The organism is Rhodohalobacter barkolensis (assembly GCF_002834295.1).
Lineage (GTDB): Bacteria > Bacteroidota > Rhodothermia > Balneolales > Balneolaceae > Rhodohalobacter > Rhodohalobacter barkolensis.
Genome location: NZ_PISP01000001.1, coordinates 976,377 through 989,450, shown reverse-complemented (window position 1 = coordinate 989,450; position 13,074 = coordinate 976,377). Strand labels below are relative to the sequence as shown.

12 protein-coding genes are annotated in these 13,074 nt (G+C 38.1%); all 12 read left to right on the top strand.

Annotated elements, in window-relative coordinates; all coding sequences use genetic code 11:
* Positions 1-103 precede the first annotated feature (103 nt).
* The 12 genes from CWD77_RS04140 to CWD77_RS04085 all read left to right on the top strand — a co-directional run bounded on the left by CWD77_RS04140 (position 104) and on the right by CWD77_RS04085 (position 13,074).
* A complete protein-coding gene (locus CWD77_RS04140; RefSeq protein WP_101071952.1) occupies positions 104-472 on the top strand; it encodes a four helix bundle protein in 369 nt (122 codons plus the stop codon).
* Between the two features lie 238 nt (positions 473-710).
* Positions 711-2,741: a sulfate adenylyltransferase subunit CysN gene (cysN, locus tag CWD77_RS04135; protein ID WP_101071951.1), complete on the top strand. Its 2,031-nt coding sequence runs from the start codon at positions 711-713 to the stop codon at positions 2,739-2,741.
* A gap of 167 nt (positions 2,742-2,908) precedes the next feature.
* On the top strand, positions 2,909-3,976 hold the full coding sequence (gene rfbB, locus CWD77_RS04130; RefSeq protein ID WP_101071950.1) for a dTDP-glucose 4,6-dehydratase: 1,068 nt from the start codon (positions 2,909-2,911) through the stop codon (positions 3,974-3,976).
* A gap of 40 nt (positions 3,977-4,016) precedes the next feature.
* The gene (rfbA, locus tag CWD77_RS04125) at positions 4,017-4,892 is read left to right on the top strand and encodes a glucose-1-phosphate thymidylyltransferase RfbA (protein ID WP_101071949.1); all 876 of its coding nucleotides are present in this window, start codon (positions 4,017-4,019) and stop codon (positions 4,890-4,892) included.
* A complete protein-coding gene (locus tag CWD77_RS04120; protein WP_101071948.1) occupies positions 4,882-6,345 on the top strand; it encodes a lipopolysaccharide biosynthesis protein in 1,464 nt (487 codons plus the stop codon). Before rfbA ends, CWD77_RS04120 begins: the two co-directional genes overlap by 11 nt.
* The gene (locus CWD77_RS04115; protein ID WP_101071947.1) at positions 6,342-7,415 is read left to right on the top strand and encodes a DegT/DnrJ/EryC1/StrS family aminotransferase; all 1,074 of its coding nucleotides are present in this window, start codon (positions 6,342-6,344) and stop codon (positions 7,413-7,415) included. The genes CWD77_RS04120 and CWD77_RS04115 overlap by 4 nt, the downstream gene beginning before the upstream one ends.
* On the top strand, positions 7,412-8,179 hold the full coding sequence (locus CWD77_RS04110) for a formyl transferase (RefSeq protein ID WP_101071946.1): 768 nt from the start codon (positions 7,412-7,414) through the stop codon (positions 8,177-8,179). Before CWD77_RS04115 ends, CWD77_RS04110 begins: the two co-directional genes overlap by 4 nt.
* Positions 8,179-9,096: a 1-aminocyclopropane-1-carboxylate deaminase/D-cysteine desulfhydrase gene (locus tag CWD77_RS04105; protein ID WP_101071945.1), complete on the top strand. Its 918-nt coding sequence runs from the start codon at positions 8,179-8,181 to the stop codon at positions 9,094-9,096. The genes CWD77_RS04110 and CWD77_RS04105 overlap by 1 nt, the downstream gene beginning before the upstream one ends.
* On the top strand, positions 9,093-10,115 hold the full coding sequence (locus CWD77_RS04100) for an ATP-grasp domain-containing protein (protein ID WP_101071944.1): 1,023 nt from the start codon (positions 9,093-9,095) through the stop codon (positions 10,113-10,115). The genes CWD77_RS04105 and CWD77_RS04100 overlap by 4 nt, the downstream gene beginning before the upstream one ends.
* Entirely contained in the window at positions 10,102-11,094 is a 993-nt protein-coding gene (locus CWD77_RS04095) for a glycosyltransferase (RefSeq protein WP_101071943.1), read from the top strand. Before CWD77_RS04100 ends, CWD77_RS04095 begins: the two co-directional genes overlap by 14 nt.
* On the top strand, positions 11,094-12,320 hold the full coding sequence (locus CWD77_RS04090; RefSeq protein WP_101071942.1) for an O-antigen polymerase: 1,227 nt from the start codon (positions 11,094-11,096) through the stop codon (positions 12,318-12,320). The genes CWD77_RS04095 and CWD77_RS04090 overlap by 1 nt, the downstream gene beginning before the upstream one ends.
* 49 nt (positions 12,321-12,369) lie before the next feature.
* Complete coding sequence (locus CWD77_RS04085; protein ID WP_101071941.1) at positions 12,370-13,074, top strand: hypothetical protein; 705 nt, start codon at positions 12,370-12,372, stop codon at positions 13,072-13,074.

Below are 13,074 nucleotides of genomic sequence, written 5' to 3'. Positions count from 1 at the left end.
TCACGGACCGAAGACGGATGACCGGTAGCAACAAATTTAAATTTTGTAAGGAAATAAAAATTATTGGCTCTTATGATATGAACAGTCATTAATCATAAAAGTCATGAGATATAAATTTGAAGATTTGGAAGTTTGGCAACTCTCTTTAGAGTTGAATGATATGGTTTACGAAGCAAGTACCGGTTTGCCGGATATTGAAAAGTTTAACCTGGTAACACAAATAAATCGTGCGGTAACATCAATTTCTTTGAATATTGCTGAGGGATCAACATCGCAATCCGATAAAGAACAGACCAGATTTATTGGGTATGCGATCAGGTCACTTATAGAAGTGATTGGATGTATTCGATTGATGGAAAGGCGAGGTTATATCATAGGAAATGAATTAAAACATAAGTTAGAAAGTAAATGCAACATACTGTTTGGTAAATTGCAGGCATTTAAACGGTCCTTGATGAAGAACGGAAACTGACTGTTGACGGATGACCATCGCAAGGCTTTGCCTTACTTACCGATGATTAAAGCTCTATGAGCGCAGATCAGTTCGCAAGCGAAGTTCATCGGTCGACTCGCGTAGCGAGTGAACGGTCATCGGTCAGGTCACGAAGTGAGCTAACGGTCCGCGGTCAAGAAAAACATATTTTAAACAACAACAGAATTGATAACAATGGTCTACGGTCATCCGTCTACCGTCAAAATAAATAAGCTGAATGAGCAAGAAAGAAGAGAACAACCTCAAACCTCAACACTCAAAACTCAAAACTACAGACGCCGAAGACTATAAGTATCTCGACATGGATCTGCTCCGTTTTACCACTGCGGGTAGCGTGGATGACGGGAAAAGTACCCTGATCGGGCGGCTGCTGTATGATTCGAAGTCGATTTTTGAGGATCAAATGGAGGCGATTGAGAAGACCTCCAAGAGCAGCGGGGAAGAGGAGGTAAACCTGGCGCTGCTGACCGATGGATTGAAAGCGGAGAGAGAGCAGAAGATTACCATTGATGTGGCCTACCGCTATTTTGCCACGCCGAAACGAAAATTTATAATTGCTGATACTCCGGGGCACACCCAGTACACCCGAAATATGGTGACCGGAGCTTCCACTGCCGAGCTGGCCATTGTACTGATCGACGCCTCCAAAGGCGTTCTGACCCAGTCCCGCCGTCACGCCTTTATCTCATCCCTGCTTCAGATTCCTCACTTGGTTGTTGCCGTGAACAAGATGGACCTGGTAGACTACGATGAGAATGTATTTAACGAAATTGTTGCCGATTTCCGTTCTTTCGCCAAAAAACTGGACATTGATGATGTAACTTATATTCCGATTTCCGCTCTAAAAGGAGATAATGTGGTCTCCAAAACCCGACTGACCGGGGAAGAAAAAAACCATATGCCCTGGTACAATGGCCCGACTCTTCTTCACCACCTGGAAACAGTGAAAGTGGATGCCTCAGAGAACGTCGTCGATTTCCGTTTTCCGGTGCAGTATGTGATTCGGCCAAACCAAAACTTCAGAGGATTTTCCGGGCGAGTGGCGTCCGGAAGAATTAAGCCGGGTGATGAGATTACGGTACTGCCGTCCAAGCTCTCAAGCAGGGTCAAAGAGATTGTGACTCATGATGGGAATGAAGATGAAGCTCTGCCGGGTGATTCCATTACTCTGACGATTGAGGACGAAATTGATATCTCCCGCGGGGATATGATTGTGCGGAAGAATAATGTGCCGGAAATCACCTCAAAATTTGAGGGGTACCTCTGCTGGATGAATGAGGAGGCGATGGAGACCGGCAAACAGTACCTGCTGATGCACACCACCAAAACCACACCAGTTTATATTGATGAGGTCATCTACCGTATGAATGTGGATAGTCTTCACCGTGAAGATGCCGAAGGACTCGATCTGAACGAAATCGGCCGGGTAAAACTGACCTCCGCCCAGCCGCTCTTCATTGATGCCTACCGCTCCAACCAAAAAACCGGAAGCTTCATCGTGATTGATCCCGCCTCCAACGTAACCGTCGGTGCCGGAATGATCCGCTCTAAGACGACAGAGTCGTCTGACGGGCGACCGGAGACCGACGACCGTGGGGCTGATAAAAAATTCCCCCCTTATCAAGGGGGGACGCAGGGGGGTGTAAGTTCCAAAGGAACGACCCTTGTCTCACCCAATGTCCATTGGGAACCATGGAATATTACACGTGAGCAGCGCGAAACCCGCAACGGCCACAAAGCCATCGTCCTCTGGTTTACCGGAATCTCCGGAGCCGGAAAGAGCACCATTGCCAAAGCCCTGGAGAAGAAACTCTGGGAAGAAGGCAAACAGACCGTTCTGCTGGATGGCGACCAGGTGCGCCACGGACTGAACGGCGACCTCGGCTTCAGCCCGGAAGACCGCACCGAAAACATCCGCCGTGTTGGAGAAGTGGCCAGGCTATTCTTTGAGCACGGGAACATTGTACTCTGCACCTTTGTATCACCCTACAAGGAAGACAGAGACCGAGTACGAAGTCTCTTCCCCGATAAACGATTTATGGAAGTTCACGTGACCTGCGATCCTAAAACCGCGCAGGAACGTGATCCGAAAGGACTCTACCAAAAAGCAAAGGATGGCGAGATCAAAGGATTGACCGGTTATGATGCCGATCATGAGGCTCCCGAGAGTTCTGCCGTAACGTTGAATACGGATGAGATTTCGGTTGAAGAGGCTGTAGAGAACATTCTTAAAAAGATTGACCGTTAACGGGAGACCGATGACCGATTGTAATTTCCCAAACAACCTGACAGCGTACGAAGCAGCACGGAGAACCTGTCAGCGTTAAGGAATGCCCATCAAACAGAACAAAAAGACTTATGTAAAGTTTTCAAAACGTATTACAAAAGACGATTTAATTAGTAATAAAGTATGTCATGGATAAAAGTTCAAAAAAAATCATCGTAACAGGCGGCGCGGGCTTCATAGGTTCAGCTTTAATCCGAATGATTATCAATGAAACCGAACATGAAGTTTTGAATATTGATAAACTCACCTATGCCGGACATTTAGAGTCTTTGGAATCCATTTCAGATTCTAACCGATATCAATTCGAGCAGGTAGATATTTGCGATGCGGAAGAAATCAATCGAATATTCAACGAATTTCATCCTGATGCCATAATGCACCTCGCAGCTGAATCCCATGTAGATCGCTCCATAGACGGTTCTGCAGAGTTTATTATAACAAATGTGAATGGCACGCATGCATTATTAGAAGAAGCAAAGCAGTATTGGCAAAGTTTAGAAGGAGACAGAAAAGAAAGCTTTCGTTTTCTGCATGTATCTACAGATGAAGTATATGGTGAATTAGGAGATGAAGGATTTTTTACTGAGGAGACTCCATATGACCCTCGTTCACCTTACTCCTCTAGTAAAGCATCATCTGACCATTTGGTAAGAGCCTGGCATCACACCTATGGTTTACCAACCATGATCACCAACTGCTCTAATAATTATGGTCCGTATCAGTTTCCTGAAAAGCTCATCCCGGTTGTAATTTTAAAAGCATTGCAGGGTGAAGACATTCCCGTGTATGGAACCGGTGAAAATGTGAGAGATTGGCTTTATGTAGATGACCATGCCCGCGCGCTATTGAAAGTAGTAGAAGAAGGAGAACCCGGTGAAACCTACAATATCGGTGGACACAACGAAAAACAAAACATTGAAGTAGTACACACCATTTGTGACACCCTGAACGAGTTGGTCCCAAAAGAAACTGGAGGTAATTTCAGAGAACTAATCTCTTTCGTAACTGACCGTCCGGGCCATGATTTTCGCTATGCCATAGATGCCTCAAAAATAGAAAAAGAACTCGGCTGGACACCGGAAGAAACCTTCGATAGTGGAATAAAGAAAACTATTCAATGGTATCTCGAAAATATTGATTGGTGTGAGGCTGTCACAGAAAACAACTACGATCTCGAAAGACTCGGTACAGCTTAAATAATTCAAAATTCATAATTTTCCATTCAAAATTCACAACATGAAAGGAATTATACTCGCAGGCGGCTCCGGAACTCGTTTATACCCTGTTACTAAAGCCATTAGCAAACAACTAATGCCGGTGTACGACAAGCCGATGATCTATTACCCGCTTTCGGTACTTATGCTCGCTGGCATTCGGGAAATTTTGGTCATTACTACCCCCGAAGACAACGATAGCTTTAAACGCCTTTTAGGTGATGGTTCCGAATGGGGCATTAACCTATCCTATGCCGTGCAGCCTAGTCCAGATGGACTGGCACAGGCTTTCATCATCGGCGAAGAATTTATTGGAGATGATGATGTATGTTTGATTTTGGGAGATAATATTTTCTATGGACAAGGGTTTGGAGACAAACTTGAAGAAACGGCAGAAAATTTGATGGGGGCTACTGTATTTGGATATCGGGTAAGCGATCCCGAACGGTTTGGGGTGGTGGAGATTGACAAAAATCGAAAAGCCCTCTCCATTGAGGAGAAACCGAATAATCCAAAAAGTAATTTGGCGGTGACCGGATTATATTTTTATGATAACCGCGTAGTTGATGTTGCAAAAAATGTAACACCCTCTGACCGAGGTGAACTGGAAATTACTTCTGTCAATCAGCGATACCTGGAGCTGGATGATCTCCACGTTCAGGTTTTGGGGCGTGGATATGCCTGGCTCGATACCGGTACGCACGACGCGATGATCGAGGCGGCTCAATATGTGGAAATTATTGAGAGACGGCAAGGATACAAAATTGCCTGTCTGGAAGAGATCGCATGGAGAAAAAAGTGGATAACCACTGAAGAGGTGTTAGAAAAAGCTGATGAGCTTAAGAAAAACGGCTATGGAGCATATTTAAAAAGGTTAATCGAACTGCATGTCTCTTAAAGTAGAAGCCTCAAAAGGTGTTTTATGGGTTGCTGTTGAGCGGTTTGGGCAGCAGATATTACAAGCGGTAATATTTATTATTTTGGCAAGGTTACTCACACCTGAAGATTTTGGCTTGGTAGCCATGCTTATAATCTTTTTCGCTATATCAAAGAGTTTTATTGATAGTGGTATGGGACAGGCGCTAATTCGGGAGAAAGAAATTACCGATCAGGATCGTTCAACGGTATTTTGGTTTAATCTGCTTTTATCATTTTTATTTTACGGATTGCTATATATAAGTGCTCCATGGATTGCTTCCTTTTATGAACGTCCGGAACTTATAGAATTGACCCGTGTAATGGGCTTATCAATTATATTTTTTGGGGTAGCCATTGTACAGCGTTCCGAAATGACTCAACAATTGGAATTTAAAAAACAGGCCTTTGCACAGGTCCCTGCAGTATTTATAGCTGGTATAGTTTCTATATCGATGGCTTATATTGGATTTGGAGTATGGTCTTTGGTGGCTCAATATTTACTTTTCGCATTTTTTAGTAGCGTTGCTCTGTGGATATTGCAGCCTGCAAAAATTTTATTCTCTTTTAATAAAGAATCATTCGACAGGTTATTTAGCTTTGGATACAAATTGTTGTTATCTGGATTATTGGCTACTACTTACCAACACATTTACAAACTGGTTATTGGAAAGTTTTTTCCTGCCTCAATTTTAGGATTTTATACTCAGGCAAAAGAGATGCAGCAAATAGTAAGTCAGAATTTAACCTCTGTGATTCAGAAAGTTTCTTACCCACTGCTATCAAAAATAGCAGATGACAAAAAAAGAATTAAAGAAGGGTATCGAAAAGTAGTTCAAAGTACTTCGTTTATAATTTTTCCATCTATGCTTATTTTGATTTTTTTCGCAGAACCAATTATGGAATATGTTTTAGGGGTACAATGGATACCTGCTGCACCGTTTTTACAAATTTTATGTATAAGTGGAGCTCTATATCATCTGCATGCTATAAATTTAAATGTACTGAAAGTATTTGGAAGATCAGACCTTTTTTTGAAACTGGAAATCATTAAAAAAGTAAATATAACACTAGCCATATTGATAGGATTACAATTTGGGATTTATGGTCTCTTGATAGGGCAAGTCATTTCATCTTATGTTGCTCTATTTATAAATACATGGTACACAGCAAAATTTTTAGATTATTCAATCAGTGAGCAGAGTGTGGATGTATTAAAAGTTTTGGGATTGTCTGTTCCTATGACGGTTATAGTGGTCAGCTTGACAATAATATATCCAATACATTCTTTAATAATGTTAATAGGGTATCTATTTCTTTCAGCATCAATTTATCTCATTGGCAATTTGATATATCGTACGGAGATTGTACAGATGGTTTTAGAAATGGCCGCTCCGTTTTTACCTAAAAAAATTAAAACCATCTTACACGTATGATCCCCGTTACCAAGCCATACATGCCTCCGCGAGAAGAATACGAGCAATACCTGCAAGGAATTTGGGATCGGGAGTATCTGACCAACAACGGTCCGCTGGTACAGCAGCTGGAGCAGAAACTGAAGGATTACCTGGACGTTGAGCACTTACTGTACCTTACGAATGGCACCATAGCCCTGCAAATTGCCATTAAAGCGTTGGGGCTTAAAGGCGAAATTATTACTACACCCTTTTCCTATGTGGCAACCACATCCAGCATTGTTTGGGAGGGATGCACACCGGTATTTGTGGATATTGATCCACAAACTTTGAATATAAACCCGACACTTATTGAAGAGGCTATCTCCGACAAAACAACCGGAATTTTAGCCACACATGTTTTTGGGAATCCTTGCGATATTGAAGCTATACAGTCCATAGCCGACAAACATGATTTAAAAGTGATTTATGATGCCGCTCATTGTTTCGGCACCACCTATAAAAACCAATCGGTGTTTGAATTCGGTGATGTAAGCACTTCCAGTTTTCATGCCACCAAACTCTTTCATACGGTGGAAGGAGGGGCAGTGTTTACCAAAGACGAAGAAATCAACTACCGGATGAGCCGTATGCGGAATTTTGGTCATGCCGGTTTTAAAGAATTTGATGGGGTGGGTATTAACGGTAAAAATTCAGAATTCCATGCGGCGATGGGATTGTGCAATCTTGCTTATATTGAAAAAATTCTGGCTAGTCGTAAACGACAGTGCCTTCTGTATGAGAAACTGTTGAAGGAGGTTCTGGTACGGAGTATATCTATTCAGAAAGATACCGGGTGGAATTACGCCTACTACCCGGTTATTTTTGAAAGCGAAGCTATAACGTTACGGCTGAAAGAAGCTTTGGAACAAAACGACATTTATCCCCGCCGGTACTTTTACCCGAGTTTGGATACGTTAGAATATGTGAAGACGGAAAAAGTGAAGGTGTCGAAAGATATTTCGGAGCGGATTTTATGTTTGCCTGTGTATTTTTCATTGGAAATAGAAAGTATTGAAGAAATAGTGAGAATTATTAGTAAAGAATTATGAAGAAAATAATTGTTTTTGGTGATTTACCTATCGCTACTCTTGTAGCAAAGCATATAATGGAGGATCCAAATGTTCAACTGATAGGAGTTGTAATTGGAAATGAGAACCCTACAAATAATGATCCTTGGGAGAAGGTACCTTTATTAGCAGAGTATGTAGAGAGAGAGGGAATTCATAAATTTTCTTTAGATGAGTTGGTAAGTAAATTTCAAAAAAATGATCTGTACATTGGTTTTAGTTGTAGGTTTAGCAAAATTTTGAAGAAAGAACATATTCAATTATTTCAACAGGGTATAGTGAATTTTCATGGGGGGTTACTACCTGAATTTGGGGGACTTTACAGTTCTTGTCATACAATATTAGAAGGTTCAAATCTTGGTGGTGGAACAATTCATTTTATAGATGAGCAAATTGATTCAGGTCAAATTATTGTTAGAGCTGAAATTGAAGTAACAGATAAAGATACTTCATATACATTATTTCAGCGTACCCAAGAAGCACTTATTATCTCATTTTACGATTATTATAAAACGATTTTTAATAAGTCTGTTAAAACACAAAAGCCGATTAATTATAGTAAGAAAGGAATAAATAGTAACTATTATGACAAGAACAGCTTATTAGGCAAAAAACAATTTTATTTAACTGATTCAGAGGAAAAAATAGATCGTGTAATAAGAGCATTTGAATTTCCAGGAAAAGAACCTGCATTTTTTAAACTAAATGGAAAAAAATATTTCGTAAAAACATCTTTTAATTCCTGATGAAAACTATTTTAAAGAAATATAACTCTGTTTCTGATTGGCTTGATGTTGATTTAAAAGTAAAGCATGATGATTTATATCCATTTATAGGTGGTGGAAGTAAGGCTAGAAAAATTCAATTTATTTTGAAAGACGCTGAAAATAAAGGAAGTAATGCTTTAGTCAGTGCAGGTGCAGCAAACTCTAATCATGCTCGGGTTGTAGCTCTCGCAGGAGCTCAAAAAGGGTGGCCTGTTAAACTCATTATTCATGATTCTGAAGATTATTCGAATGGGAATTTATTGTTGATGAAAATGGCTGGGGCTGATTTAAATTTTGTAAATCACGCTGATGTCTCCGACGCAATGGATGAAGCAATGAATGATTTCAAAGAGAATGGTTTTTTACCCTATTATATTTGGGGTGGGGGACATAATGTATATGGAATGCAAGCTTACTACGAAGCCGTGTTGGAGGTAAAAAAGCAACTCAGTTATTGGGTGCCGGATTATGTAATTCACGCAAGTGGAACAGGTGGGACGCAATCAGGATTACATGTTGGATTTGAAGAGTGTTTCCCCAATACAAAAGTGATTGGTATATCTGTAGCAAGAGAAAAAGGCAGAGGGACAAAAGTTGTTGAAGAAGGCGTTCATGATCTTCGAAAACTTTTAGGAATTGAGAGCCAAAAAAAGGATGTGATTTTTTTGGATAACTGGATTAAAGATGGGTATAGTTCTGTTTACCCCAAATTAGTCGAAGTTATTAAGGAGGCAGCAAAGTTTGGGTTTATAACGGATCCGGTATATACAGGAAAAGCACTTTTAGCACTTTATGAAATGCGTAATGAAGAACAGATTGAATCTGGAGCAAAAGTTTTGTTTTGGCATACAGGAGGACTCATTAATTTGCTTAAAGAACATCAAAGATTTTTATGAACATACTACTAACCTCTGCCGGCCGCCGTTCCTATTTAGTACAATATTTCAAAGAAGTATTAGACGGAAAGGGTAAAGTACATGCCTCAAATTCTGAATGGTCAACAGCTTTGGAAGTAGCCGATGAGGCGGTTATTACTCCATTGATCTATGATGACGAGTACATAAGTTTTATACAAGACTATGCCCAAGTTCATGATATTGGTATGATCATTTCCCTATTTGATATTGATCTGCCCATATTAGCCCAGGCAAAGCAATCATTCAAAGAACTGGGGATTCACGTCATTGTTTCGGATTATAAAGTAACTCAAATCTGTAATGATAAATGGAATACCTACCAGTTTTTAAAGCAGAATAACCTGAATGCCCCCAAAACTTTTATAGAATTAGAGCAGGCGCAAAGAGCGCTGCAAAAGCGAGATATCCAATTTCCGTTAATTATTAAACCTCGCTGGGGTATGGGTTCCATTTCAATTTTCAAAGCCGATAATGCAGAGGAACTAAAAGTTTTATATAAAAAGGTAAAACGGGAAGTAAAAGAAAGCTACGTAAAGTATGAATCCCAAGTAGATCCTGAACATGCGGTCATTATTCAGGAATACCTTAATGGACAAGAATATGGCTTGGATATTATCAATGATTTAGAAAAAAACTATGTAACCACCTTTGTTAAAAAGAAAGCCGCTATGCGCTCCGGGGAAACCGACGGAGCCATAACCGAGAAAAATGAAATTCTTGAGAAAACCGGAGAGCAAATTGCAAAATCTTTAGGACATATTGCAAACTTAGACACCGACTGCTTTCTGATTGACGGTAAACCTTATGTACTGGAAATGAATTGCCGGTTTGGCGGGGGATATCCCTTTAGTCATTTAGCAGGGGCAAATTTGCCTGGAGTAATTTTGAAATGGATTGATAATGAAGAAGGAAGGGATGAACTAAAAGATTATACAATAGGTGTTGAGGGAAGGAAAGATATGATAATACGGAGTATAGTGAATCATGGAAACAGATAAAGTATTGAAATGTTATAAAGATCCGGTACTCATTACCGAACATACTTGGGATGAAGAAATAAAACCTATTGTAAGTATTTGTACTATTACTTTTAACCATAAAAAGTATATTCGGGATGCTATTGAAGGTATTCTAATACAAAAAACTACATTTCCCGTTGAAATTATTATTCACGATGATGCTTCAACCGATAGTACAGCTACTATAATTAGGGAATACAAAAAAGAATATCCGGATCTTTTTCGGATTATACTTCAAGATGAAAACCAATGGTCAAAAGGTGGGGGTAGTATTTATGCGAGATTCGTTTTTCCCGAAGCCAAAGGCAAATACATTGCCCTCTGCGAAGGTGATGACTACTGGACCGACCCGCTAAAACTCCAAAAGCAGGTGGAGTTTATGGAGGAGAATCCTGATTATGGTGCTGTTTTTACGGACTACAATAGACTACATCAAGACACTGGTAACATTATATATTCTTTTTATAGTAACAGTGGGAAGAGTATTCCTCAGGGAAAAGTATTTCAAAACTTGATCTATGAAAACCCCTTTGTTACATGCACGTCTCTTTTTTTAAAAGAATTTGTAGATTTAGATAGATTTAAAAAGGTTGGTATAGAATTAAACAAAATATATGACAAAGCATTGTGGTTAGAGATAGCAGCTCACAAAAAAATTGGTTATTTGTCAGAATCAACTGCAACTTACAGAGTACTCAATAATTCTGCATCAAATCATACAAATATTGAAAATTTAAAAAAGTTTAAACAAAAAGGATTAAAAGTAGTTAAGAAGTTTGCAGAACATTACAATGTGGAAATTGATGAAGATAAAATTATTAGAAGTTACAATAGAAGAATGCTGATAAATTTATTGAAAATGAAATCATTCAAAGAGTATTTCAAGTTCGAAAGTGGTATTACAGATAAGATATATGTTGCTTCAATTGCATTAAGAAGATATTTAAAAGTAAATTAATGGTAACCTCCGAAATTTGGTATTGGTATAGGTTAATACCAATCATATTTTTTTTCTTTCCTTTTTATAAATCAATTAAATCTGGCAATAAAATTGCTTTAGTTATTTGTGGTTTATACTTCTTTTCTTCTGTAGGGGCATTGTTTATAATGCCGGAACATCTTCCTTGGCATAATTTTGAAACGGATTCAATTTTTGTTTTTTTATTTTATTCAATTGTAATAACTCCATTTCTATATTTTTCACTACAAATTAAGCCTTTGAAATATGCAACCGGTATAAAGTTGGATAAAGTGCTTTTATTTGTAGTTATAGTGTTATGTATAGGCGCCATATACTCATTTTTCTATCAAATCCCGTACGCTATACGGTCCCTAACATTTGGGGCTGCTGCTACTCGACATTTATTAGGTTTAGGTAACGAAATTCTTCCTGAAAGCATATTTACTACAGTTGCTGTAGGTTTTCCAATGTTTTTCTATGTATACATAATTTTATTTTATTTATCACTTACAAATAAATGGAATAAAATAATCCAAATCTCTTTGTTCTTGGGGATAATTGCCTTTATAGTCAATGTTTTAACTGTGGCCGGAAGGGATGGTATAGTGCTATCATTTATTGGGTTGGTAATTGGTTACTTTTATTTTGAAAATGTATTAACAAAAAAGACTAAAAAGAGATTACGTATAGTATTATTTTCGTTAATTGTATCTGGAGTAAGCATGCTTGGATATATCAGTTTTGATAGATTTGGCGATAGGACGGAGAATGTATTTATTAGTACGATGCAATATGGAGTATTGAATTATTATAGTATGCAGCCTTTTACACTTAATAGCACCGTAAAAATACATAATGAATTTGATTTAGGGCGTTCTAATTTTCCACTTGTGTATTCTATCAAAGGGGAAAGTGTTAATTCTTCTAAACGAGATTTGAGCCATCCTTATACGTGGAATTTTGGTTCATTTGTGAAGTCTCTTTACCAAAGCGGAGGATACTTCTATACGATAATTATATCAGCTATCTTTTATTTTATATTCTATCAGTACAAGAGAACAAATGACAAGAATATAATTAGAACATCATTTATAATTAGCTTTTACATGATGTTTATGACATCTGGTCTATTTTATTTTCGACTTGGAAATAACAGTGGAAATATGTTTATGCTTTTAAGTTTTATTGCTATAATCTTATTTAAATTTAAATATAAAGTATAAATATTATTATATAGATGTATAATAAACTCTAGTTAATTCAAATAGCACTATGATCTCCACTAAAGGCTCTATAGAAAGATTTATAAAAAAACATGAGTTTACCTATGATTTATATTCAAAGTTGAGAAGCTTAGAATATGTTAAACCTGAAAAGCATCATGAATTGTTTATTACCGGATTTCAAAGAAGCGGTAATACGTTTGCAGTTAATGTCATTAAAGAAGCATTTTATGACATAAAATTAGTAAGTCATATTCATACTATTTCATCACTGAAAAGTGCAATACACTGTGAAATTCCCACGATAGTTAACTTTAGAGAACCATTAAATACTATTGTATCATCTGTTTTAAGGAATTTAGCAATTACCCCCGATTTGAACATTCAGAAATTGGCTTATAATGAAGCATTGAGATGGGAAGAATATTACAAATTTTGTCTTATTCATTTAGACAAAAACATTAATATGGCTGATTTTTCAATTCTTACAAATGATGTACAAAAGTACGTTAAACTTTGTAGCTCTCTAACAAGTAAGGATTTTTTTAAAGAACAAGAAAATTTGGGTAATAAAGTATATGAGAGGATGTCCAAGAGAGATAACAGAAGGGGGGGGCTTAAGAATGTAAGGTCTAAAGAGAAGGATGAACTTATTTCAATACATAAAAGAACTATTCTCGAAGTAATTAATCAAAAGAGACTTTTAGAAGTTTATACTGCTTTAAAAAACAATGATAGGTTAGCGGGGTATTAG

Bases quoted from the DNA above. Each gene is read 5' to 3' on its own strand.
- CWD77_RS04140 (WP_101071952.1), top strand. From the start codon at position 104: ATGAGATATAAATTTGAAGATTTGGAAGTTTGGCAACTCTCTTTAGAG.
- cysN (WP_101071951.1), top strand. From the start codon at position 711: ATGAGCAAGAAAGAAGAGAACAACCTCAAACCTCAACACTCAAAACTC.
- rfbB (WP_101071950.1), top strand. From the start codon at position 2,909: ATGGATAAAAGTTCAAAAAAAATCATCGTAACAGGCGGCGCGGGCTTC.
- rfbA (WP_101071949.1), top strand. From the start codon at position 4,017: ATGAAAGGAATTATACTCGCAGGCGGCTCCGGAACTCGTTTATACCCT.
- CWD77_RS04120 (WP_101071948.1), top strand. From the start codon at position 4,882: ATGTCTCTTAAAGTAGAAGCCTCAAAAGGTGTTTTATGGGTTGCTGTT.
- CWD77_RS04115 (WP_101071947.1), top strand. From the start codon at position 6,342: ATGATCCCCGTTACCAAGCCATACATGCCTCCGCGAGAAGAATACGAG.
- CWD77_RS04110 (WP_101071946.1), top strand. From the start codon at position 7,412: ATGAAGAAAATAATTGTTTTTGGTGATTTACCTATCGCTACTCTTGTA.
- CWD77_RS04105 (WP_101071945.1), top strand. From the start codon at position 8,179: ATGAAAACTATTTTAAAGAAATATAACTCTGTTTCTGATTGGCTTGAT.
- CWD77_RS04100 (WP_101071944.1), top strand. From the start codon at position 9,093: ATGAACATACTACTAACCTCTGCCGGCCGCCGTTCCTATTTAGTACAA.
- CWD77_RS04095 (WP_101071943.1), top strand. From the start codon at position 10,102: ATGGAAACAGATAAAGTATTGAAATGTTATAAAGATCCGGTACTCATT.
- CWD77_RS04090 (WP_101071942.1), top strand. From the start codon at position 11,094: ATGGTAACCTCCGAAATTTGGTATTGGTATAGGTTAATACCAATCATA.
- CWD77_RS04085 (WP_101071941.1), top strand. From the start codon at position 12,370: ATGATCTCCACTAAAGGCTCTATAGAAAGATTTATAAAAAAACATGAG.